Origin of the sequence: Agromyces aerolatus (assembly GCF_031432255.1) — a bacterium.
In the GTDB taxonomy this organism is placed as follows: domain Bacteria; phylum Actinomycetota; class Actinomycetes; order Actinomycetales; family Microbacteriaceae; genus Agromyces.
This window is the reverse complement of record NZ_JAVKGQ010000011.1, coordinates 37673-61146: the sequence shown is the minus strand read 5'-3', so window position 1 is coordinate 61146 and position 23474 is coordinate 37673. Positions and strand designations below refer to the sequence as shown.

The 23474-nt window shown below is 69.6% G+C and carries 23 protein-coding genes; 1 reads left to right on the top strand and 22 read right to left on the bottom strand.

Annotated elements, in window-relative coordinates; all coding sequences use genetic code 11:
• Nucleotides 1-36: 36 nt before the first annotated feature.
• The 7 genes from RH864_RS13740 to RH864_RS13710 all read right to left on the bottom strand — a co-directional run bounded on the left by RH864_RS13740 (nt 37) and on the right by RH864_RS13710 (nt 7290).
• Nucleotides 37-855 (bottom strand): sugar phosphate isomerase/epimerase family protein, encoded by an 819-nt coding sequence (locus tag RH864_RS13740; RefSeq protein ID WP_310518127.1) that lies wholly within the window; start codon nt 853-855, stop codon nt 37-39.
• Nucleotides 852-1631 (bottom strand): alpha/beta fold hydrolase, encoded by a 780-nt coding sequence (locus RH864_RS13735; protein ID WP_310518126.1) that lies wholly within the window; start codon nt 1629-1631, stop codon nt 852-854. The genes RH864_RS13740 and RH864_RS13735 overlap by 4 nt, the downstream gene beginning before the upstream one ends.
• 4 nt (nt 1632-1635) lie before the next feature.
• Nucleotides 1636-2580 carry a carbohydrate ABC transporter permease gene (locus RH864_RS13730; protein ID WP_310518125.1) on the bottom strand — a complete coding sequence of 315 codons (945 nt, stop codon included), beginning with the start codon at nt 2578-2580 and terminating at the stop codon, nt 1636-1638.
• A complete protein-coding gene (locus RH864_RS13725) occupies nt 2580-3533 on the bottom strand; it encodes a carbohydrate ABC transporter permease (protein WP_310518124.1) in 954 nt (317 codons plus the stop codon). Before RH864_RS13725 ends, RH864_RS13730 begins: the two co-directional genes overlap by 1 nt.
• A 93-nt stretch (nt 3534-3626) precedes the next feature.
• A complete protein-coding gene (locus tag RH864_RS13720; RefSeq protein ID WP_310518123.1) occupies nt 3627-4907 on the bottom strand; it encodes an extracellular solute-binding protein in 1281 nt (426 codons plus the stop codon).
• Between the two features lie 323 nt (nt 4908-5230).
• Complete coding sequence (locus RH864_RS13715; RefSeq protein ID WP_310518122.1) at nt 5231-6265, bottom strand: LacI family DNA-binding transcriptional regulator; 1035 nt, start codon at nt 6263-6265, stop codon at nt 5231-5233.
• A 167-nt stretch (nt 6266-6432) separates the two neighbouring features.
• Nucleotides 6433-7290 (bottom strand): class II fructose-bisphosphate aldolase, encoded by an 858-nt coding sequence (locus RH864_RS13710; RefSeq protein ID WP_310518121.1) that lies wholly within the window; start codon nt 7288-7290, stop codon nt 6433-6435.
• 72 nt (nt 7291-7362) lie between these two features.
• Between RH864_RS13710 and RH864_RS13705 the strand changes: the two genes are divergently transcribed.
• Nucleotides 7363-8295: a 1-phosphofructokinase family hexose kinase gene (locus tag RH864_RS13705; protein WP_310518120.1), complete on the top strand. Its 933-nt coding sequence runs from the start codon at nt 7363-7365 to the stop codon at nt 8293-8295.
• Nucleotides 8296-8305: 10 nt separating this feature from the next.
• On the opposite strand, the gene RH864_RS13700 is transcribed toward RH864_RS13705, so the two are convergent.
• The 15 genes from RH864_RS13700 to RH864_RS13630 all read right to left on the bottom strand — a co-directional run bounded on the left by RH864_RS13700 (nt 8306) and on the right by RH864_RS13630 (nt 23474).
• A complete protein-coding gene (locus tag RH864_RS13700) occupies nt 8306-9109 on the bottom strand; it encodes a DeoR/GlpR family DNA-binding transcription regulator (protein WP_310518119.1) in 804 nt (267 codons plus the stop codon).
• Complete coding sequence (locus RH864_RS13695) at nt 9106-10449, bottom strand: FGGY-family carbohydrate kinase (protein WP_310518118.1); 1344 nt, start codon at nt 10447-10449, stop codon at nt 9106-9108. The genes RH864_RS13700 and RH864_RS13695 overlap by 4 nt, the downstream gene beginning before the upstream one ends.
• 116 nt (nt 10450-10565) lie before the next feature.
• Nucleotides 10566-11729, bottom strand: coding sequence for an acyl-CoA dehydrogenase family protein (locus RH864_RS13690; RefSeq protein ID WP_310518117.1), 1164 nt, complete (start codon nt 11727-11729; stop codon nt 10566-10568).
• 133 nt (nt 11730-11862) lie between these two features.
• Complete coding sequence (locus RH864_RS13685) at nt 11863-12627, bottom strand: urease accessory protein UreD (protein ID WP_310518116.1); 765 nt, start codon at nt 12625-12627, stop codon at nt 11863-11865.
• Nucleotide 12628: 1 nt separating this feature from the next.
• Complete coding sequence (gene ureG / locus RH864_RS13680) at nt 12629-13243, bottom strand: urease accessory protein UreG (protein ID WP_310518115.1); 615 nt, start codon at nt 13241-13243, stop codon at nt 12629-12631.
• A 10-nt stretch (nt 13244-13253) separates the two neighbouring features.
• Nucleotides 13254-14960: an urease subunit alpha gene (ureC, locus tag RH864_RS13675; RefSeq protein ID WP_310518114.1), complete on the bottom strand. Its 1707-nt coding sequence runs from the start codon at nt 14958-14960 to the stop codon at nt 13254-13256.
• Complete coding sequence (gene ureB / locus RH864_RS13670) at nt 14947-15657, bottom strand: urease subunit beta (protein ID WP_310518113.1); 711 nt, start codon at nt 15655-15657, stop codon at nt 14947-14949. The genes ureC and ureB overlap by 14 nt, the downstream gene beginning before the upstream one ends.
• 8 nt (nt 15658-15665) lie before the next feature.
• On the bottom strand, nt 15666-16328 hold the full coding sequence (locus RH864_RS13665) for an urease accessory protein UreF (protein ID WP_310518112.1): 663 nt from the start codon (nt 16326-16328) through the stop codon (nt 15666-15668).
• Nucleotides 16329-16334: 6 nt separating this feature from the next.
• Nucleotides 16335-16799 (bottom strand): urease accessory protein UreE, encoded by a 465-nt coding sequence (locus tag RH864_RS13660; protein ID WP_310518111.1) that lies wholly within the window; start codon nt 16797-16799, stop codon nt 16335-16337.
• A gap of 27 nt (nt 16800-16826) precedes the next feature.
• The gene (locus RH864_RS13655) at nt 16827-17819 is read right to left on the bottom strand and encodes a LacI family DNA-binding transcriptional regulator (protein WP_310518110.1); all 993 of its coding nucleotides are present in this window, start codon (nt 17817-17819) and stop codon (nt 16827-16829) included.
• 162 nt (nt 17820-17981) lie between these two features.
• Entirely contained in the window at nt 17982-19010 is a 1029-nt protein-coding gene (locus tag RH864_RS13650) for an ADP-ribosylglycohydrolase family protein (protein WP_310518109.1), read from the bottom strand.
• Nucleotides 18997-19965 carry a carbohydrate kinase family protein gene (locus RH864_RS13645; protein WP_310518108.1) on the bottom strand — a complete coding sequence of 323 codons (969 nt, stop codon included), beginning with the start codon at nt 19963-19965 and terminating at the stop codon, nt 18997-18999. Before RH864_RS13645 ends, RH864_RS13650 begins: the two co-directional genes overlap by 14 nt.
• The gene (locus RH864_RS13640) at nt 19955-20974 is read right to left on the bottom strand and encodes an ABC transporter permease (RefSeq protein ID WP_310518107.1); all 1020 of its coding nucleotides are present in this window, start codon (nt 20972-20974) and stop codon (nt 19955-19957) included. The genes RH864_RS13645 and RH864_RS13640 overlap by 11 nt, the downstream gene beginning before the upstream one ends.
• Nucleotides 20971-21981 (bottom strand): ABC transporter permease, encoded by a 1011-nt coding sequence (locus RH864_RS13635; RefSeq protein ID WP_310518106.1) that lies wholly within the window; start codon nt 21979-21981, stop codon nt 20971-20973. The genes RH864_RS13640 and RH864_RS13635 overlap by 4 nt, the downstream gene beginning before the upstream one ends.
• On the bottom strand, nt 21978-23474 hold the full coding sequence (locus RH864_RS13630) for a sugar ABC transporter ATP-binding protein (RefSeq protein ID WP_310518105.1): 1497 nt from the start codon (nt 23472-23474) through the stop codon (nt 21978-21980). Before RH864_RS13630 ends, RH864_RS13635 begins: the two co-directional genes overlap by 4 nt.

Sequence of the window (23474 nt, the reverse complement as noted above, 5' to 3'; positions counted from 1 at the left end):
TGTGAATGCTCTTTTCTGTGGTGGGGGGTCGTTCGATCAGGCGATCTGCTGCGTGTACGGCGCGAGATTCGCCGCGATCCATGCGCCCGCGCTGCGGGTGGCCTCGTCCGGATGGTCCTTCGCGAACGAGGACTCGTCCTCGAAGGCGATCCACCCGTCGAACCCGGTCTCGTGGAGGTGGCGCACGGTGCCGACGAGGTCGACGACGCCCTCGCCCGTACGGGCCCAGGATCCGTCGGCGGCCATGTCCTTCGCATGCACGTGGACGATGCGCGAGCGGAACCTGCGGACGGTCTCGAGCACGTCCATCCCGCCGCGCGCGACGTGTCCCAGGTCGGGCGTCAAGCCGACCTCGTCCGGAAGGATCTCCTCCAGACGGTCGTAGTCGTGCGCATCACGGAAGAGCGAGGTGTCGACCGAGTTCGGGTGCAGGCTCACCGACACGCCGTACTCGGTCGCCCGCGCGGCGACACCGCGCAGCCGCTCCATGAGCGTCGCTTGGCGCGCGTGCAGGTCGTCGCGTCCGGTGCTGGCCTGAACGAGAACCAGATGCTCCGCCCCGAGGCCGCGGGCCAGCGTGAGCGCCTCCTCGAGTCGCTCACGCTCCTCGGCGCTCTCCTGCGGACTCGACCACTCCTCGGCGAGCACGAGCGAGGGGATCGTGATCCCGTACGGAGCGACCGCAGCGCTGACGCCGTCCACCGATCGGTCGTCGCCGAGGATGACCATCTCGGGTTCGATGGCGTCGAAGCCGGCCGCCCTGGCCACCTCGGCGATGTGCGCGAGCCGGCCCTGGTACGCCTCGAGCCTCATCTGCCAGCTGTACGTCTGGCATGCGATCTTGATCCCGGTCATCCGAGCCACTCCAATACCCTCTTGTTGAACACGTCGAGCTCCTCCCAGTGGTGGACATGGCCGGTCTCGAAGGCGATCGCCTCGGCACCGGGGATGAGCTCCGCGGTGCGCTGCGACAGCTGCGGCCGGATGAGGAGGTCGGTCTTGCCGTAGGTGACCAGCGTCGGAACGGTGACCCCGCTCAGCCGGTCGGACACGTCGAACGCCGCGCAGGCCTCCGCCTGACGTTCGAGCGTCGAGAAGGGGATCGGCGCGGGATCGTCGATCATCCGCTCGGCCTCGTCCGCGTGCGCGTCGTTCCACTCGGGAGTCCAGGTGAACTGCTGCAGCAGGAGACGGAGCAGTTGCGGATCGCGATGCCCGGCGATCCCGGCGACGCTCCGGAAGAAATACCCGAGGCTCGGCGGTGTGGCCGACCAGGTCGCGACGAGCACGGCCTTCGACACCAGCTCGGGCCGGTCGATCATGAGCTGCTGCGCGATGGCCGACCCCATCGAGATCCCGGCCACGCGGACGGGGCCGAGATCGAGGGCATCGACGACGCGGGCGACGTCGGCGGCCATGAGCTCGACGCTGAGCGGACCGCCGTCGTCCACGGTTCCGCCGAAGCCACGGTTGTCGATCGCGATGCACCGGAAGCGCTCCGACCACGCGTCGATGTGCGGAGCCCACTTCTCGCCCGCGGCGCCGAGCCCCATGAGCAGGACGAGGGGTTCACCCGTCCCCGTCTGCGTGAAGCTCGGAAGTCCGGCCACGTTCCCTGACTGAGCACCCATGACGCTATCCCTTCACCGCGCCGGCGGCGAGGCCGGCGACGACGTATCGCTGGAAGATCGCGAAGACGACGATCACGGGCAGGCAGCCGAGGATGCTCATCGCCATGATCTCGTTCCATTCGTAGGCGTGCTGGCCCATCAGCAGGTCGATGCCGATGGGCACCGTGCGCATGTCGATCGTCCGCGTCAGCGAGAGCGCGAACAGGTACTCGTTCCACGCGATGATGAACGCGTAGACGCCGACCGACACGAGGCCCGGGCCGGAGACCGGGATGATCACACGCCAGAGCGCCGTGAATGCGTTGCCGCCGTCGACCTTCACCGATTCGTCGAGCTCACGAGGGACGCCGTTGAAGTAGGCGGTGAGCATGATCGTGCAGTAGGGCAGCGTGAACACGATGTACACGAGGATGAGCCCGGCGTAGCTGTTGAACAGGCCCGCGAGCACGATCAGGCCGAGGAAGGGGATCAGCAGCGTGATGGGCGGGACCGCCTGCGTGGCGATGACGCACACGTTGATGATGCGCTTGCCGGGGAACTCGAACCGCGAGAACGCATATGCGGCGTGGACGGCGAGCAGCAGCGTGAGAATCACGGTGCAGGTCGCCACGAGATAGCTGTTCCCGAAGATGCGCAGCTTCTCGGGGTCGAAGAGCACGTTGGCGAAGGCCTGCAGCGTGGGATTCTCGGCGATGAGCCGCGGCGGGGACGCGAACACCTCGCTGTTGGGTTTGAAGGCCGTGCTCACCATCCACACGATCGGCCCGAGCGGGAAGGCGAGGAGCAGGACGCCGACCGTGCTCATGATCCACGTCTTGCGGCGATCGTCGCGCTCGCGCCGGCTGCGGCGGATGCGGCCGCGGTCTCCCGGTGCGCCGGTGCCGCGGGGGGACGAAGCGCTGACCTGCGCGTCGGTGTCTGCCGACCGGATCTCGCCGACGGTGCTCATCAGGCCACCTCACGATTCATGCGGTTGATCTTGCGGACGTAGAGGGCGACCAGGACCAGCGAGATCAGCAGGATGACCACGGCCGCGGCGGATGCCTCGGCGAACTCGTATCGGCTGAAGGCGGTCTTGTAGATGTAGGTCGGGACGACCTCGGTCGCCGTCACGGGACCGCCCCCGGTGAGCAGCCAGACGAGCGGGAACTGCTGGGAGGTCCAGATGGCGTCGAGAAGTGCGAGAGAGATGATCGTGGGCCACAGCTGCGGGACCGTCACATTGAAGAACTGCGAGATCTTCCCGGCGCGGTCGATCGACGCCGCCTCGTACAGCTCGGGCGAGATGCTCTGCAGCCCGGCGAGCAGGCTGATCATGAACAGGGGGTAGCCGGCCCAGATGTTCACCGCGATCAGGGTCGGCATCGCCAGCTGCATGTCCGCGAGCCATTCGGTGCCCTCCGCCGGAATGCCGATGGCGCTGAGCACCTGGTTGAGCACGCCGTTCGGCTGGAGGATGAGCCGCCAGAGCACCGCGGTGGCCGCGATCGTGAACAGCCACGGGACGATGAACAGGGCACGCAGGAGCGTGCGCAGCACCGGGCGGATGTACCGGGAGTTGAGGATGAGCGCGAAGGCGAGGCCCAGGATGAGGTGGGCGACGACCGAACCGATCGTGAACACCGCGGTGTGCAGCAGCGCCTCATGGAAGCGCGGATCGGTGAGCACCGCGAGGTAGTTGTCCACGCCGACGAACGTGAAGTCGGGGTTCGTGACGGCCCGCTCGATCAGCGAATAGGTGACGACGAGGATGATCGGGATGCCGAGGAGGCACAGGAGCACCAGGACCGACGGCGCGACGAAGAAGTACGGCGCACCGGCCTGAGCGAATCGGGCGAACGATCGTCGCCGCGCGGGAGCGGGCTGAGGGACGCTGGTCTCGGATTTCGTTGACGTTGACACGACAGGACTCGCAGTTCATCCGTTGGACTGGGATCGGTGCGGTGGGGCGGAAGATCGTCGCTCTCCCGCCCCACCGAGGGCGTACCGGAGGGGTCAGCCGGCTCCGATGATCCCGTCCCACTCCTCCTGCGCGGCCTCGAGGCCTGCGGCCGCGTCCACGTCGCCGGTCAGGATCCGCTGCGTCTGCTCGATCAGCGTGCGCTGGAGCTCGTCGGCGGAAGGAAGGCCGAGGAACTCGTCGACGGGCGTGCCCGACTTCCAGATCTCGTAGGCGGCGGCGCCGTTCTCATCCATCGACGTGACGTCGAGCTCGGAGTCCGGGTTGGCCGGGTACAGGTTCGCGGCGCCCGCGAGGTCGGCGTTCTGCGCTGCGCTCAGCACGAACTCGACGAACTTCCATGCGGCAGCCTTGTTCGGGGAGGACTCGGCGACGCCCACGGCCCATGACCCGTAGGTGGCACCGGGCGTTCCGTCGAAGCCTTCGGGAGTCGGGATCGGCGCGACGGTGAAGTCCACCTGGCCGGAGTCGCGCACCAGGTTGATGTGCGGCGTCGCCGACACCATCATGGCCGTCTGGCCGTTGCTGAACGCCTCGACCTTGTCCTGCTCCTTCATGTTGGCGATGCCCGGAGCGATGAGGCCGGCCGCGTTGAGGTCCGCGAAATAGGTCATGACCTCTTCGAGCTCGGGCGTGACGAGGTCGGCCCCGGCACCGTCCCGGAAGGTCCCCTCCTCGGCCCAGAACCACGACAGCAGGTCGTTCTTGATGCCGACCGGTGACTCCAGCGACAGCGGGAGCACCGTGGGCGAGACGTCCGGGGCGGCGGCCTTGATGGCCTCGGCGGTGGCGCGGAACTGCTCCCAGGTGGCGGGCACCTCGGCTCCGGCCTGACCGAGCACCTCGGTGTTCACGAACAGCACGTACGTCGCGTACGCGACGTTCAGCGCCCGCGTCGCGTCGTCGACGACGACGCCCTCGATCGAGTCGACCAGCCCGGAGCCGGCCTCCTCGTCGAGCGCATCCAGGTCGGCGAGCACGCCCTGCTTCGTGAGGTCGTAGACCCAGTTCGGGTCGAGTCCGAGGATGTCGGGGAGGCTGCCCGACGCCGCACCCGTGACGTACTGGTCCTTCGTCGTGCCGTACGGACCGGTCTGGAGCTCGATCGTGATGTCGGGGTTCTCCTCCTCGAACGCCGCGACCACCTCTTCGAGCATGCCGCCCGCTTCCGGCTGCCACCACTGCGAGAGGGTGAGCGTCACCGGCCCGTCGCCGGCGTCGCCGCCCGTCGAGTCGCCGGCACACGCGCTGAGTACCAGAGCACCCGCCGCCGCGATCGCGACGGCCGTGCCGAGCTTGAAGTGCTTGCGCTTCATTTCTGTCCCATCTGCTCTGATCGGATTGGTGCATCGAGCACGCGCGTGACCGCGTGCCGCCGGGCGCACGACGAGGAGCCCCTCCTGCGGTGAGCGGCTGTGGTTCCGGCGGCCGCGAGGCCGCCGGGCCGTGGGGTGCCGGCTGTGATGGCGGGCATCGCCCGCTATGTGGATTGCAGACACTCTCCGCGCCGTGGGTGCTGGCCGGATCGCGTCGTGTTCACGTTATCACGAATTCGCGTTCACGTTAACACTCGGTCGGCAACACGCTGTCGGCAACACGCTGTCGGCAACACGCTGTCGGCGCCAGCCGCCTGATCCGCTCACCGGCCCGGCGGCGGTGCCGTGGAATCGCGCACGATCAACTCGGTCTTCAATCGCGGCCGCTCACTCTCGTACCGACCCTCGACCGCGAGGAGCAGATCATCGGCCGCAGCCGCGCCGAGGAGCTGGAAGTCCTGCCGGACGGTCGTGAGCGCCGGGAGGTAGTGCCGCGACTCGGGAATGTCGTCGAAGCCGACGATGCTCATGTCCTGTGGAACACGGATGCCGCGCTCGTGGAGCGCGTGGATCGCCCCCATGGCCATGTGGTCGTTGCTCACGAAGATCGCCGTCGCGTCCCCGAGGTCGTAGTCGCGTGCGGACGTGTACCCGGAGTCCGGCGACCAGTCCCCCGCGAGGGGCTCTCGGACGCTCAGTCCAGCACGCTCGAGCGCCGCTCGCCACGCGAGGGATCGTATGAGCGAATCGTAGGAGTCCGGCGCGCCCGAGAGGTGCAAGATGGTGCGGTGCCCGAGCCCGATCAGATGCTCGACCGCACTCGTCGCTCCCGCGGACTGGTCGAACGAGACGATCACCATGCCCTCGTCGGTCTCGTCCTTGATGACGAGCACGGGGAGCCCGACGGCGAATTTCCGGATGCGCTCGAGAAGGGAAGGGCGGGGAGCGATGACGCAGAGTCCATCGACTCCCTGAAGCACGAGTTCGAGGACGTCTGCGTGGATGTCCTTTCCGGGCTCCAGCGAGAGTGCGTTGACCGAATAGCCGCGGGTCTGCGCGACACGCTCGAACGCGCGGAGCGTGTTGTTCGGCCCATGCTGCCATGGCCCGTCGATGAGCACGCCGAGCCGCATGGAACGGTTGGTCCGCATCGCGCGAGCGATCGAGCTGCGGATGTACCCGGTCTCTTCCACGGCCTTGAGCACACGCGCGCGCGTCTCGTCCCGGATCCTCGGGTGGCCGTTCAGCACCCGGGAGACGGTCATGTGCGAGACTCCCGCGCGTGCGGCGACGTCGTGCATGCTCGCGCGGACACCAACGCGCCGGACGTCGGGCGCGCTGCCGCCGTCAGCGGGCACCGCAGTGCTCCGTCGCAGCGGGAAACGACTCGACTGGCGGCGCCCAGGTCTGCATAGACGGCCTCCTCCTTGAACAGCCGGACACGGCGGTGATTTCCCGCGCAGAACAGCCGAACCGAGGGCAGACTCCGTCGCCGCCCTGCATCGCACAGCCGATGTTAACGGTATCACTCGGGGTTGGGCGCGTCGTCTCCGCCGCCGAGGATCCGCGCGAACTCCGCCTCCGACGCCGACTGGACCGCCGAACGTGCGGCGCTGAGGTACCGCCGAGGGTCGACGATCGCGGCGTCGGACAACCGCTCGCGCACCGCGCCCGTGAACGCGCTGTTGAGCGCCGTGCCGATGTTGACCTTGCGGATGCCGGCAGCGATCGCCGCCCGGATCGTCGGATGCGGAACTCCGGAGGAGCCATGCAGGACGAGCGGGACGTCCAGGCGAGCCGCCAGCTCGCCGATGAGGTCGAGATCCAGCGTCGCACCCCTGGTCGCCATCGCGTGCTGGGAGCCGACCGCGACGGCGAGCCCGTCGACGCCGGTTCGCCCGACGAAATCGGCCGCCTCCTCTGGATCCGTTCGCACGCCCGGCGTGTGCGCATCGCCCTTGCCGCCGATCTCGCCGAGCTCGCCCTCGACCCAGAGGCCCGCGCCCGCGACCGCGTGCAGGTGGGCGGCCACCTCGGCCGTGCGCGCGACGTTCTCCTCGTACGGCAGGGTGGACGCGTCGAACATCACGGAACCGAAGCCGATCTCGGGCGCGCGAACGGCGATCTCGCGCTCGGTGATGTGGTCCAGGTGCAGCGCGACCTCGACCGTGCTCCGCTCGGCGAGCACGACCATCGCCGCCGCGATCGCCGCCAGATCGCCGTGATACCGGATGGCGTTCTGGCTGAGCTGCAGGATGACGGCCTGCTCCGCCGCCTCCGCCCCGCGGAGCACGCCCTGAGCGTGCTCGAGCGTGATCACGTTGAAGGCGAGCACACCCGGGCGACGGTCGTCGCCGATCAACCGAGCTGTGGGAACCCTCATCCGAACCACTCCATTTCGCAACGTTCTACAAGTGATTCCAAATCTACACAGAATCGCAGCTATTCTGAGCGCATGATCCTGACCGTCACGCCATCCCCCGCCGTCGACTGGACCGTGCACGTCCCCGGATTCGCACTCGGCGACGTCAACCGCGCCGAATCCACCGAGCGGGAGGCGAGCGGGAAGGGGATCAACGTGGCCACGGCGGTCGCTCGCCATGGGTACCAGGCCCACGCGGTGTTCGCCGGATCCGGCACTGGCGCGACGTACATCCTCGACGCACTCGGCCGTGACCGGGTCGGCGCGACCGTCACGCACGGCGGACCCGTCCGAACGAACATCACGCTCGTCACCGACACCGAGGACACCAAGATCAACACGGCGAACGAGACCCTCGACGCGTCGGCGGCGGCCGAGCTGCTGCGAGTCGTGGAGCAGCTCGCCGACGAGGCATCCGTCGTCGTCTCAGCCGGGAGCCTGCCCCCCGGAACCGCCGACGACCTGCACGCGCGCATCGTCGAGACGACGTACCGGCACGGGGTCCGCTGCGCCGTGGACACATCTGGAGCGGCGCTCGCCGCCGCGATCGAGGCACGCCCCTGGCTCGTCAAACCCAATGCCGCCGAGCTCGCTGAGCTGCTCGGCGCGGAGCCGCTTACGTTCGGCGACGTCGTCGACGGCGCGAACGACCTCCGTCGCCGGGGTGTCGGCGCGGTCCTCGTGAGCCTCGGAGCCCAGGGCGCGCTCCTGGTGGATGGCGGCGTGCCGCTCTGGGCTCATGCCCGGCCGCACGCCGTGCGCAACGCGGTCGGCGCCGGCGACGCCCTCCTCGCCGGGTTCGTGGCGGACCCCTCGGATCGTGTCGCCGCGCTGACCCGTGCGGTCGTGTGGGCGACCTCGGCGGTCGAGCATCCGACGACGCTGTTCACCGCGCGGCCTGCCGCCGAGGTGCCGGTCACGCTCGTCGCCGATCCCGACCGCGGCCAACGCCTCGGCGCGAGGTGATCGGGGCCGGTCACCCGGCCGCCTGGACCACCTCGCATCGCACTCCTGACCGATCCAGGGCCCGCTGCAGTTCCGCAGGCGGCTCCCGGTCGGTGATGAGGACGTCGAGATCGTCGAGTGTCGCGTGCTGCATCCCGCTGACGACGCCGAACTTGCTGTGGTCGCAGAGCAGCACCCGTTCGCGGGCCGACGACAGCACGGCACGCTTGACGGAGGCCTCCTCGGGATCCGGGGTCGTCAGCCCGCGCGTCGCGCTGATCCCGTTCGTGCCGAGGAAGGCGACATCGACGTTGACCTCCGCGAGCGCGTGCTCCGTCGCCGAGCCGACATTGGCCAGCGTCGTGCGGCGCAGGCGGCCGCCCAGCAGGTACACCTCGAGCCGAGGGTGGTCGATCACCGCGTTGGCGACCGAGAGCGCGTGCGTGTAGACCGTGAGCTCGCGCTGTGGCGGGATGCGGCTCGCGAAGCGCTCCGTCGTCGATCCGGCATCGATGTAGATCGCGCCGGCGACCGGGATGCGGTCGAGCGCCGCGACCGCGATCCGGGACTTCTCGTGACTGAACTCGAGACGCAGCGACACCTCCGCCTCGTAGCTGATCGACTCGGGGAGCGCGGCGCCGCCGCGAACGCGCCGGAGCCGCCCCAGTGACTCCAGCCGGATGAGATCTTTGCGCACCGTCTCGCCGGTCACCCCGAGCTGTCGCGCCATCTCCTCCGAGTCGACTCGCCCCGCCTCTCGGAGGGTCGTCAGGATGGCGCGGTGCCGTTCGTCCGGGTGCTTCGAGCGGGCCGGCGCTCCGTCGTCAGGGCTCACCGGACCGCTCCGATCGGGACGAAGGACGAGGTCTCGACCGAACTCCACAGCCCACCTGCGACCCCGGCGAACAGCGCGGCGCCGCGCGAGCCCGCCTCGGTGTCGGGAACCATCAGCACGTCACCCCAGCGTCGGCGCTTGGCGTCCATGAGCGTCGCGCTCGCGGTCCACCCCCCGGCGGCGACGACCCGGCGGTTGGGGCCGACGACCTCGGTCATGCATCGTGCGAGGCGATCGGCGTCGTCGGTCACCGCCTCCACCGCGGCCCGCCAGAGCGCCGCCGGGGAGGCATCGTCGCCCAGCCCGGCGATGGCCGCGCGACCGCCTCCGTCGAACTCGATGCTCAGCGAGCCGGAGGACGCCCTCGCCGCCTCGTCGAGCCCGTCTCGGAGGTCGTCGACGCCGAGAATACGGAGCACGCGACCGAGCTGCAGGCCACCCTCGGTGCCACCGAGCACGCACAGCCGCCCCGGCAGGGCGTGCGGGCCGACGGTCATGCCCGCGTCGGTGAGCCGGAGCAGGTCGTCCCGGCCGAGGCCGCGCGACGCGGTGCGCACCAACGCCTCGGCGGTGCCGCACGAGTCGAAGACGTCGCCGTCGCTCCACATCTCGAGTCCCGCTGCCGCCGCCTGATGATCATGGCCCGCGACGGTGAGGGCCGCACCCCGAAGCCGCGGATGAACGCCGGCTCCCGCTTCGCCGAGCCGTTCCCCGCATTCGGCGAGCGGCGGGAACACGTCGGCGCGAAGTCCTGCGAACGCGACGCCCTCGGCCCACCACGCGTTCGCCTCCACGTCGAACCATCCGGTGCGTGCGGAGAGCGACGGTTCTGACGTGGCGCGCCCGCCCAGCGAGTGGACGATCCACTCGGCGATGTTCATCCGGGTCACCGCGCGCCTGGAGCCCGGCACGTGTCGATCGATCCACCTGCTCTTCGTGATCGACCACTGCTGGCGGAACGGGAGCCCGGTCCGACCGCTGAACTCCCGGGCGCCGAGGTCGCGGTCCAGGTCTTCCAGCTCCAGGCGGTCGCGTTTGTCATGCCACGCGATCACCGGGGCGACCGACTCGCCGTCTCGGTCGAGGTAGACGCCCGACTCGGCGATGCTCGCGACGCCGACCGCCCGGATGGTGCCCGCCGGCGCCGACTCGGCCGCCGCCGCCAATGCCCGGAACGCACTGTCCCGGATGTCCGTCGCCTCGGCCTCGACGCCCCGGGCATGCGTGCCCCAGGGGGTCGCGGCCCGACCCTCCGCGACTTTGGTCCCATCGACGGCGTAGACCGACGCCTTGGCGGTGGTCGTCCCGAGATCGAGTCCGATGAGCAGATCGCTCGGCATCAGGGATCCTCCCGCATGTCTTCGGTGCGCCTGGGACGGTGTCGAAGAAAGATCCGTCCAAGCCTTTCCAAAGAATGCCAGATCCCCGGCGTCCGTGCACGCCGCGGGCTCAGCCGTTACGCGACCCCGAGCGCGCGCGCGATCACGAGCAGCTGCACCTCGGTCGTGCCCTCGCCGATCTCGAGGATCTTCGAGTCGCGGTAGTGCCGGGCCACCGGGAACTCGTTCATGAACCCGTTCCCGCCGAACACCTGGGTCGCGTCGCGCGCGTTGCTCATGGCCGCGTCGCTCGAGGTGACCTTCGCCATCGCGGCCTCGGTCTTGAACGGCTTGCCCGCGTCGCGCAGCCGGGCCGCGTGATGCCAGGCCAGGCGCGCGTTGTGCACGCGCATCTGCATGCGCGCGAGCAGGAACTGCATGCTCTGACGGCTGGCGAGCGGCTCACCGAAGACGGTGCGCTGCCTCGCGTAGTCGACGGCGGCCTCGAGACATCCCTCGGCCGCCCCCGTCGCGAGCGCCGCGATCGCGATCCGCCCCTCGTCGAGGATGTGGAGGAAGTTGGCGAAGCCTCGCCCCTGCTCCCCGATCAGGTTCTCGCGAGGCACGCGCACGTCCTGGAACGTGAGCGGGTGCGTGTCGGACGCATGCCAGCCGACCTTGTCGTAGGCGGGCTCGACCGTGAACCCCGGCGTCCCGTTGGGCACCATGATCGTCGAGATCTCCTTGCGGCCGTCCTGTTCGCCGGTCACCGCGGTCACCGTGACGAACCGCGTGATCGGCGTGCCCGAGTTCGTGATGAACTGCTTGGTGCCGTTGATCACCCACTCGTCGCCGTCGAGCACCGCGGTCGTGCGGGTCGCGCCGGCGTCGGACCCCGCCTCCGGTTCCGTCAGACCGAACCCGGCGAGCGCGCGCCCGGCCAGCAGGTCGGGAAGCAGGTCGCGCTTCTGCTGCTCGGTGCCGAAGCGGTACACCGGCATCGCGCCCAGGCTGACGCCGGCCTCGAGCGTGATCGCGATGGACTGGTCGACCCGGGCGAGCGCCTCGATCGCCAGCCCCAGCGCGAAGTAGTCTCCGCCCTGGCCGCCGACCTCCTCGGGGAAGGGCAGACCGAACAGGCCCATCTCGCCCATCTGCCCGACGACGTCCATCGACAGGGTGTGGTCCCGGTCGGCCTGATAGGCCTGCGGTGCGACCACCTCATCGGCGAACTCCCGCACCATGGCGGCAAGCTCTCGCTCGTCCTCGGTGAGATCGAACGACGCGGTCTCGGTGCTCACGATGGGTCTCCTCGAACGACGATGGGTACGCGGGCGACGGTGCGCCGGAACTCAGTTAGTGGTGACTAACTCAAACTAAGTTACTGTGCACTAACTGAAATGTCCACATGCGGCAGCAGAGGCTCAGGCGCCCCTACGCCCGGAGCGCCGCCCGCAGGACGCTCGCCGCGTCGTCGAGCGATCGGCGTAGGTGCCGGCCGTCGACGGCGGCGATGCGCACCATCACCCCGGCCCCGTTCGGGAGGACCGTGGACGCGAGGTACCGCTGCGAGTCGTTCCAGTCCCGGCCGATCGACGGGAGCTCGCCGTCCGCGACCGCGACGAGGTGACCGAACGCGAGGAAGTCCCCGATGCGCCCGGGCATCGAGCCCCACCCGCCGGTCGAGCTCGCGTCGTCGACGAGCAGCGCGTCGTCTCGGAAGATGCGCAACGCGGCTTCGTAACGACTGAACGTGGCACCGGACTCGCCGCGGAGCGCGACGATGCCCTCGCCGAACAGGATCCGCCCAGCGCCCTGTACGTGGAGATCCGTGGTCTGCTCGTAGTGGGACCCGGGGAACAGGATGCGCGGCTCGGCGACGAGCTCCGCGAGCCCACCCTCCGCCACCCGGACCTCGGTGTGCTCGACCGCCTTCCCGCCGGCACGCGAGCGATGGACCGAGGGAGCACCCTGCGAACGCAGCACGGCGTGCGCGTCGCTCTCGACGACGACGGTCGTCGCGGTCTCGTCGCCGGCGTTCAACGTCCCGGAGGCACTCTGAAGGGTGACGACGGAGGCGGTCGGCGCATCGGGCGAGCGCAGCTGCCGACCCACGAAGAACGGCCAGCCGAACCGCCGGCGGACGAGCTCGGTCCGGCCCCCGAGGGTCGAGAACTCCAGGTGGACGTGCTGCCGCATCTCAGCGGAACAGCACGTTCTCGCAGAGGTGGTCGGCGATCTGCTCGATCCCGAGCGACTCTCGGCAGGACGTCACGATGACGGGCTTGCCACGACGCACCTCACGCGCCTCGCGCTCCATCTGCTCCAGATCGACGCCGACGTGCGGGGCGAGATCCGCCTTGTTGACGACGAGGAGATCGCACCGCTGCACACCCGGCCCGCGCTTGCGGGGGATGTCTCCTCCCCCGGCGACGTCGATCACGAAGAGCCAGAAGTCCACGAGGTCGGCCGAGAAGGTCGAGGCGAGGTTGTCTCCGCCGCTCTCCAAGAGCACGATCTCGGTGTCGGGGAACTGCTCGGTGAGCCGGTCCATCGCGGCCATGTTGAGGGTCGGGTCCTCGCGGATCACGGTGTGCGGACACGCGCCGGCCTCGACCGCGACGACCCGCTCCGGGTCGATCAGGCCCGACGCGCGGACTCGCCGCGCGTCCTCATCGGTGACCAGGTCGTTGGTCACGACCGAGACCGAGAGGCCGCGGCTCGTGAGCACCGGGATCAATCCCTCGACGAGCGCCGTCTTCCCAGAGCCCACCGGTCCCCCGATGCCGACTCTCGCTGCGGGCAGCTGATTCATCTCTCTCCTCCTATCGCAACAGGTGACGTCGTGCGAGCGGGACCTCGTGCACGGGCGTCGGCGGGATCTCCTCGCCGTCGACCCGCACCAGGAAGCTCCGTGGATCCACCTCGATCTCGGGCAAGGCATCGTTGTGCACCATGTCGTGCTTCGTCAGCGCCCTCGTGGACCGGATGGGCAGCACCGGCTTGTCGGTCTGCAGCCGTTCGACGACCCCGTCGTCGAACGCGACCTGGGACGCGAAGATCGCACCCAGCCGAGCCGCGGCGTCACCGAATGCACCGAAGTTCGGCCGCTGGACGACCGGCTCGGAGAGCGGCAAGCTCCCGTTCGCGTCGCCCAGCGCGGCCCACGCGACGAATCCGCGCTTCATCACCGCGATGGGCTTGATCCCGAACGACGCGCGCGGCCAGAGGACGAGGTCGGCGAACTTGCCCGGTTCGATCGAACCCACGTAGTCCTGGATCCCCGCCGCGATGGCCGGATTGATGGTGAGCTTCGCGACGTAGCGCTTGATCCGCTCGTTGTCGCCCGCCCCCCGCTCCTCCGGCAGGCGCCCGTGCCGATCTTTCATCACGCTCGCGAGCTGCCAGCACTTCGCGACGTTCTCGGCCAGCCGGCCCATGCCCTGCGTGTCCGTCGCGAAGATCGAGATCGCGCCGATGTCGTGCAGATAGTCCTCCGCCGCCATCGACTGCGCACGGATCCTGGCCTCGCCGAACGCGAGGTCGACCGCCGAGTCGAAGCGCAGGTTGTGGCCGAGCATGGCCATGGGCAGGCCCTCATCGAGTGTGGCCGGGGTGTAGGGGTTCGTCGGGTTCGTCGAGGAAGGGATGACGTTCGGGTACGAGCACACGCGGAGGAGGTCGGGCGCATGGCCGCCGCCCGCGCCCTCCACGTGGTACATGTGGATGGTCCGCCCGGCGATGGCGTCCATGGTGTCCTCGGCGAAGCCGAACTCGTTGATCGAGTCGGTGTGCAAGTGGACCGAGAAGTCGTGAGCGTCGGCCGCGCGCAGCGAGCCGTCGATGACCGCGGGGGAAGCGCCGAAGTCTTCGTGCACCTTGACCGACAGGGCGCCTCCTGCGACGGAGGCCACGACCGCTCGCGGGTCGGAGCTCCCGCGTCCGAGCACGCCGAAGTTGACGGGCGTGCCGCTCGTGGAACGCAGGAACATCGCCATGTTCGGCACCGTTCCGCTACCGGTGTCCAGGACATAGGCGGGTGAGCCCGAGCCGATCAGGGTCGTCATGCCGCCCGACATGGCCTGGGCGGCCTGCTCCTGCGACTGGATGTGCGCATGCGCCTCGATGGCCCCCGCCGTCACGATGACGCCGTCACCAGCGATGATCGAGGTGGCGTTGCCGATGACGAGTCGCGGGTCCACGCCCGGCATCACGCGGGGGTTGCCCGCGCGGCCGACCCCGACGATGAGCCCGTCCCGGATGCCGATGTCGCCCTTGACGACGCCGAGGACGGCGTCGATCACGGTCGCGCCCGCGATGACCGCATCGAGGCATCCGTCGTCGTAGGTGGACTCGCCCGCGATCCCCTCGCCATCGCGGAGCGTCTTCCCCCCGCCGAGGATGATCTCGTCGCCGCGCGCCGAGTAGTCATGCTCGATCTCCGCGAACAACGACGTGTCCGCCAGACGGATGAGGTCCCCCTTGGTGGGGCCGTACATCGAGATGTACTGCGCGGAATCAATCGAAGTCATTGGTCTGCTCCGTCCTCAGGTATCCGCGCGCCTCCGCGCGGGCCATCGCCTCGCGGGCGACGGCGGGATCGTCCACCGACCCGTTGGTGAGGTCCGCGAACCCGCGCACGTCGCGGGTGCCGCGGATCTCGATGAGCGAGACCCGCTTCGGCACGCCCGGCTCGAAGCGGACTCCGGAGCCGGCCGGCAGGGCGAGCCGGCGCCCGAAGGCGGCGCTGCGGTCGAATGAGAGCGCCCGGTTGACCTCGAAGAAATGGGTGTGGCTGCGCACCTGGATGTCCCGATCCCCGAGGTTGGTCACCTCGAGCTCGACCGCCGGCTCCTCGCCGACGACCTCGACGTCGGGGGCGTGCGGGATCACCTCGCCCGGCCGCATCCCGTCGTCCTCGGCGGTCGGCAGGATGGGGTCGAACAGCGCGAGGAGCTTCGTCCCCTCGGCCATGGGCAGTTCGATGAGCACCTTCGTGACCATCGACCGAACACCGCTGAGCACGTCGTCGTCAGTCAGGAGTGCGTGGGCGCGATCTCGGATCTCGTCGTAGGTGAGGCCCTGCCGTGCCATCGTCATGGCCTCGTCGGTGAGGAGCGCGACGGCCTCGGGATGGCTCAGCCGGATGCCGAGGCTTCGGTTGCGGCGTGCGAACTCGGCCGCGGAGAAGAGGATGAGCCGGTCGATCTCTGTGGGTGTCAGATTCACTGCGTGTCCTAGGAGGCGAAGAGTCGGGAGTTGCGCAGGGCGTGGCGTTCCATGGCCACGTCCTGCAGGACGGCCCACGACGTCGGCCGTGGGGGGACGGGGGTGTCGAGCAGAGCGGCCAGGACGTCGAGCGTCCGGCTCAGCGCCAGCTGCGAGGCGAGCGCGCCCACGCGGCCCATCCGGACGGCCGCGGAGGCGAGGCTGCTGACGCACGTCCAGCCGCTCACCGCCGACGCGAGATCCTGATCCATGCCGCTTTCGGCATAGACCAGCCCTTGCACGACCGGGAGGTTCCCATCGGCCGCGCCCGAACGGATCCGGCGGCTGAACTCCTCGGCCGGCGGCATCCCCATCCGCGACCACGAGAGCAACATCGCCCGTCCGGCGCTCACTCCGCTCATGCGCGCCGCGGCCGCCGTGCTCGCTGCCGTGCAGCGGCGGTCCAGCGCGACCCGCTCATCGGCCGAGGCGAGACAGCTGTGGTGCACGAAGTAGCGGTCGAACGGGGCCCAGCGCGTCGTCAGGTACCACTCCAGGATGGACTCGAACGGCACGTCCTCGCCGATGAGCTCGTCTTCGTACAGTTCCTCGAGCCCCCACGAGAACGCGAAGGAGCCGGACGGCAGCGCACTGTCGGAGTGCAGGAGGGCGGCGAGCAGCGGAGTGCGCATCGGGCGTCATCCGTCCGCGTCGGCGGGTGCGTTCACCACCGCGATCTGCCCCGACTCCAGGAACGGCGCGATCCGGGCGAGATACTCCTCGCGCTCACCGTCCAGCAGGACCACCATGACCTCGCCGTCGAAGCGCACGCGCCAGTGCAGGTGGCCGGCGTGCCAGCCGAGCTGCACTCCTCCAGCGATGTCGGTGGCCCGCAGCGTCAGGGTGTCGGGCTCGCCCTGGTAGAGCACGACCGCGCGATCCGCTTCGAGGATGAGCACCCGCCCCTCGATCTGGGCGGGATCGACGTCGAGGATGATGCCGTACTCGTTGCCGCGATCGCCCGTCGCCCGGAACCGTCGCCGGCCGATGAGCGTCTCACCGAGGTAGATCCGTTCGACGAGACCGTCGTGGTCCAGACGGTGCAGCTCCTTCGCGAGCGCCTCGTCGCTCTCGTGGCCGACCGAGCTCGAGATCGTCTCCATCGTTTCTCCTTGTGTCCAGGTCGTGGGTCAGGCCGCTGGGCGCGTGGATTCCCGGATCTGCAGCGTCACGGGGACGTGCACCGTGCGGGCTTGGCTCCCCAGGCCGTCGATCCGTTCGGCCAGCGCGGTGACGGCGGCCTTCGCCATGAGGTCGAGTGGTGTGCGGATCGTCGTGAGCGCCACGTGACGCGACTCGGGGATGTCGTCGAAACCGACGATCGACAGGTCCTCGGGCACGGACATCCCCAGGCTCCGCACCGCGCTCAACGCCCCGAGCGCGATGATGTCGCTCGCAGCGAACACGGCGGTCGTGCGCGTCGGCGACGAGAAGATGCGGGAGATCGCCGCGGCGCCGAACTCCTCGGTGAACGATCCCAACAGCGTGATCTGCTCACCTGGGTCGACGTCGAATCGACGGAGGGCGTCCTCGAATGCGCGCTTGCGCTCTTGCGTCGACCGAAGACTCGCTGGCCCGCCGACGAAGGCGATGTCGCGGTGGCCCTGCGCGCACAGGTAGGTCGTCGCTTGGAAGGCGCCGGCATAGTCGTCCACCAGCACGGCGTCGACCGGCGGAAGCCCGCTGACCTCCTCGTCGACCACGACGACGGGGATCCCCTGCTCGATGACCTCGGCGAGCGCGGTGTTCGTCCGGTAGTTTCCCGCGTACAGGATGCCCTTCACCTGCGCCGCCTCGAGGAGGTAGACGTAGTCGAGCTGCTTGAGCGGGTTGTCCAGGGTGCTCGTGACGACGGCGGCATAGTTCTGGTCCTCGGCCGCGCGGACGAGGCCCTGAGCCAGGCGGCCGTAGTACGAGTTCCCGAGGTGGGGGACGACGATGCCGACGGTCTGCCGTTCATCCGGAGCCGGCTTCGCCGGAGGGTCGGGGATGAACCCGGTCTCCTCGATCGCGGCCCGCACCCGCGCTTCCGTATCGGGTCGCAGCCGCATGTGTCCGTTCAGATAGCGCGAGATCGTCGAGACGGAGACCCCGGCGGCGGCCGCGATCGTGTGATAGCTCACGCGTCCTCTGGGTGCCTCTCGTGACGCCATTGAGTCCTCCGGATCTCTTCGTCTCAGGTGCTGGGGATGCGGTTGTCGCGCGGGTTCACGTGAGCGATGGCGGACCGCACACCCGACTCTAGAAGACGGCCGACGCCGGACTGCGCCGGGAACCCGCCCACGTCACCGCCCCCGGACGACGGCGTGGAGCCGCTCTGCGACGTCGAGGAGGTGGAGGTCGTTGGCCTCCTCCACCTGCGAGACGAGATCGTCCGGGACACCGCCCCGGCCCGTCAGCGCACCCGAGATCGACGCGGCCATGCAGCCGATCGTGTCCGAGTCGCCGCCGGCGTTGGCCGCCAGGACGGCCGTCACGAACGGATCGCCCTGTGCGGCGACGAAGAAGCCGATGGCGGCGGGACACGCCTCGGCGGCCGGCAGACCCGTGCCCACGAGGTCCGAGATCTTCTGCACGGCGTCGTCGACGTCGCGCGAACGGATCGCAAGCGAGACGGCGAGGTCGATGCGCTCCGACACCGACGGCCCGGGCACGAGCCGTCCCTCGCGCGCACCGAGCTCTTCGCCGAGCTCCGCGCCGTGCCGCGCAGCGCGGACGACGTCGAGCACCGTCACGCCGTCGACGCAGGCCCAGGCCACCGCTGCGGCGATCGCCGCAGCCCCCGCGACGCCGATGCTGGTGTTGTGGCTCGGCACGCACGTGAGCTGCGCGGCACGCACAGCCCCCTCGACGTCGCCGGGGTGGACGAGTCCGGCCGGCGCCACCCGCATGGCCCCGCCGTTGCTCGCGCCGACGCTCATCGTCGCGCCCTCCTTGCCCACGATCCACGGATCGTCGCCGGCCTTCAACCGGTCGATCGCGGCGCGTGTCGTGGGGCCGGCGAAGTGCGGGTAATAGTCGGGATTCCCCGACCAGCGGATGAGCAGCTCGGCCATCGTCTCGGGGCTCACCTCGCCGTCGTTGGCGGCGAACGCCTCGGCGAGCATGAGCATCTGGCTGGAGTCGTCGGTGATCTGCGCCGCCGACCGCCCCTTCGCATACGGGGCCGTGGGCAGCGGTGCGTGGAAGCTCTCGACCCGGCCGCCGAACAGCCGCGGGATCTCGGCGATCGACCACTCCTCCGTGGGTGCGCCGAGGGCGTCGGCGACACAGGCGGCCGCGAGGCTTCCATGGATCTTGTCAAGCAGTGTCATCACTGGCCTCCTGTGAGAGTCGGACGCCCTCCAGGCGTCGGATATGGATGGGACTGTCCGCGGGGACCGAGGGTGCATAGGATCGCGCTCCGACGTGCTCCACGCACAGGGACGAGACCGCCACCCCGGCGCGCAGGCTCGAGGGCAGGTCGGCGCCCCGGATCCACGAGCCGATGAAGGCACCGGCGAGGGCATCCCCGGCTCCGGTGGTGTCGGCGACCGTCTCCACCCGTGTGCTCGCCGACCACGAGCCGTCCGACGTGGAGCAGGTCGCGCCGCGACGGCCATCGGTCAGCACGACGATGCGCGCGCCGAAGCGGCGGAACGTCTCGGCGGCGCGTTCGAAGTCACCGCCCGCCACCCGCTCGATCGTCGCACGATTGGCGAACACGACCTCGGTGAGGCCGAGCAGTGCCTCGAGGTCGCGCCAGTCCCCGTCGACGGTCGAGGGTTCGAGGTCGACCGCGACGAGCGCGCCGGCCTCGCGGGCGCGGCGGGCGAGGTCGAGCGCCCACGGGACGTCGTCCGCGAGCGGGACCACGACCCTCGACGAGCGCAGGGCGTCGTCGTGGACCTCGGCGGCCCGCGGGATCTTCACGTCGGTCTCCACGCCCACGAGGGCCTTCTCACCCGTGGCATCGAGCTGGACGACGCAGAACCAGCCCTCGGCGTCCGGGAGCCCGATGCTCTGGGACGTGTCCACGCCGAGCGACTGGAGCTCCTCGATCTGCCTGGCCCCTCGATCGTCGGAGCCGTAGGCCGTGATCAGGCCGGTTCTCGCTCCGCAGTACGCCGCGGCGACCGCGAGGTTCGCGCTCATCCCGCCGCCATGCACGCCGAGCAGGCGCCCGATCGCCTTGTCGTCAGCGCGGGCGATGTGCGGGACCTGCACGAAGTAGTCCACGCTGGCGTCGCCCACGCTGAGCACGTCGAGGGTCCGCCGATCACTCCGCATGGCCCGGCCTCGCTCGTGCACCCTTCCGCCACGGGCGGAACCCGGTCACGCCGGACAGCAGGGCGGAGATCACGAGCAGCGCCCCGAGCACGCCGGCCTGGACCGTCTGCGAGAAGCCCGCGAGCTGCAGCCCGGAGTTCAGCACCACGACCAGGAGCACGGCCAAGGCCACGCCGCCGAGGTTCCCCCGTCCGCCGAAGATGTGGATGCCCCCGAGCACCGCGATCGTGACGGCCTGCAGCTCGAGGTTGAGCCCGGCCGACGGACGCGCGGTGAGCAGCCACGAGTTGCTCACGATCGCGGCGATCGCCGCGAGCACGCCGCTCCAGCAGTAGAGCGAGAACCGCAGGAGCGTGACGTTCGTGCCGACGAGCGCCGCGGCCAGCTCGTTGTTGCCGACCTGGTAGATCCGGCGGCCGTACCGAGTCCACGCGAAGATCGCGCCGACGATGAGATAGCACGGAACGACCACGAGCAGCACCTGCGTCGGGATGCCCAGGACCGTGCTGTTCCCGAGGAATCGGAAGCCGTCCCGGTCCATTCCGCCGGTCTGGCCTCCGCCCGTGAGGACGAGTGCGACCGAGCTGTACAGGAAGAGCGTGCCCAGGGTGGCGATGAGGGCCGGGATCCGGATCACCGTCACGAGGAACCCGTTCACGACGCCGAGGACGAGCCCGGCGGCCAGCGCGACGAGCGCGGCGATCCAGGGGCTCACGCCCGTGTTCTGCGCGACGAGTCCCATGAGCACCCCGGACAGGCTCATGGTCGAGCCGACCGACAGGTCGATCCCGCCCGCGCCGCCGAGGATCACCATGGCCTGCCCCAGCGCGAGGAGGCCCACGACCGCGCCGAACTGCGTCATCGAGAGCAGGTTGTCGATGCGGAGGAAGTACGGCGACATCAGGCTCATCACGGCCCCGACGATCACCAGCAGCAGGGCCAGGACGACCCGCCGATCCGACCAGGAGACCTTCTGCAGCTTGGAGGTGAGCGTGGCTGACGTCGTCATAGTGAGTTCCTTCGCTTCGCGTCCAGCACTCGCCGGGTGAGGACGTCCGTGGCAACCGCGATGATGAGGGCCGAGCCGACCATCACGCCGCTGAGCAGCGACGGCACGCCCAGCAGCACGATGCCGTTCTGCAGCACGACGATGAAGGCGAGACCCGTGAGGGTCTTGAGCACGCCGCCCGAGCCGCCGAGGATGCTCGTCCCCCCGAGCAGCACGGCCGCGATCGCCGGCAGGGTGAGGTCGTTGCCGGCATTGGACTGGATGACGCCGAGCCGCCCCGAGTACACGATCGCGGCCAACGCCACGAGCACCCCGACGATGACGTAGGCGATGAGGATCGTCCTGGCGACCGGGACGCCGAGGAGTCGTGCGCTCTCCGGGTCGTTGCCGATCGCGTAGAGCCGCCGGCCGAACACGGTGTACCGGAGCATCCAGGCGAGCGCGAGGAAGACCGTGAGCGTCAGCAGCGCGACGTTCGGGACGGGACCGACTCGCGACAGCGGGCCGAGCCAGTCGATGAGCGGGCCCGTGAAGAGATCGGTCTTGTCCCACAGGAGGAACAGCACCATCCGGTAGATGGCCGCCATGCCGAGTGTCGCGATGATCGCGGGGACCTTGCCGATCGCGACGAGCCATCCGTTGATGGCGCCGAGGAAGGCGCCGAGGAGGAGGGCCGCCGGCACGACGACGACGAGCGGCATCCCGCTCGTGGTGAGACTCACGGCGACCCACGCGACGACGCCGACCATGTTGCCGACCGATACGTCGATCCCGCCGACCAGCACGACGAGCGTGACCCCCGCCGCGACGAGGCCGATGTCGGCCGCGTTGACGAGGATGTTCGCGAGGTTGGACGGCGCGACGAATCCGGGCGCAGCGACCGCGAAGAAGATGACCTCCGCGAGCAGGAGGATCGGCACGAGCCCCTGCCGGAGGAAGCGGGTGAGCGCGAGGCCGGTGGTGGACGGCCCACGCTTCACCGCCAGCATGGTCTGCTCGGATGTCATGATGCCACTCCCACTGCGGCACGCAGCACGCGTTCCTCCGTCATGTCGTCTCCGGTCAGATGGGCGACCACCCGCCCCTCGCGCATCACCTGGATACGGTCGGAGACGGCGAGCAGCTCGGGCAGCTCGCTCGAGATCACGAGCACGCCCATCCCCCCGCGAGCGAGGTCGATGATCATGCGCTGGACGTCGACCTTCGTGGCGACGTCGATGCCCCGGGTCGGCTCGTCCAGGATCAGCAGCGTGGGCTCGACCGACAGCTGCCGCGCGAGGAGGACCTTCTGCTGATGCCCGCCCGAGAGCGAGGTGATCGGGGCGGACGGACGCGCGGCCTTGATCCGCAGCCGATCGATCCACCCGCGCACGAGCTCCCGCTCGCCCTTACGCCGCACGAGGTCGAACAGCGTCGTGAGACGCGGAAGGATCGAGGCGCTGAGATTCGTCGCGACGCTCATGAACGGGAAGATGCCCTGGGTCTTGCGGTCTTCCGGCAGGTACGCGATGCCGTTGGCGATCGCGTGCGCCGGCGACTTCGGGGTGAACGCGGCTCCGTTCAGCTGCACGGTTCCTCCCGACGACGGGAGCTGTCCGAGCAGGCCCATCGCCAGCTCGGACCGCCCCGCCCCGACGAGGCCGTAGAGGCCCACGGTCTCGCCCTTTCGCACGTGCAGGTCGACGTCGCGGACGACGTCGCTCACGGAGTACCCGTGCACGCTGAGCACCTCGTCCCCCGGATCGGCAGGGGACCGCTCCACGGAGCTGTCGATCGCCCTGCCCATCATGAGGGTCACGATCTCGTCGTGATGCGCGGACACCGGCAGCTCACCGACGAAGCGGCCGTCTCGGAGGACGATGAGCCGGTCGGCGACCTGAGGAAGCTCATCGAACCGGTGCGTGATGTAGAGGACGCTCACGCCCTGATCCGCGAGGGTCCGGACGACCTCGAAGAGCCGCAGCGCCTCCGAGTTGGTCAGGATCGAGGTGGGCTCGTCGAGGATGAGGACCTTCGCCTCGACATCCACCGCGCGCGCGATCAGGACGAGCTGCTGCTCCGCGAGCCGCAGCTCGCCCATCTCGCGATCCAGGAGGTCGATCGAGAATCCCAGCCGCTCGAACAGCTGCTCGGCACGGTTGCGCACCTGCCGCCAGCTGAGCACGCCGAGCGAGTTGGACAGCTCCCGGCCGACGAAGAGGTTCTCCAGGACGCTCAGTCTCGGGAAGAACGACGGCTCCTGATAGACGATGCTCACCCCCGACGCGAGCGCTTCCGCGGGCGACTTCGGCGCGTAATCCGCGCCGTTCAGCCGGAAGCTGCCGACGTCCGGCGCGTGCACACCGGCGATCGCCTTGATGAGGGTGGACTTCCCTGCACCGTTCTCACCGAGTACGGCCAGACGCTCGCCCGCCTTCAGGGTGAAGGAGACGCCGTCCAGAGCGGTGGTCACGCCGAAGCGCTTGGAGATGTCCTGGACCTCCAGACGAATGGGGGTCAT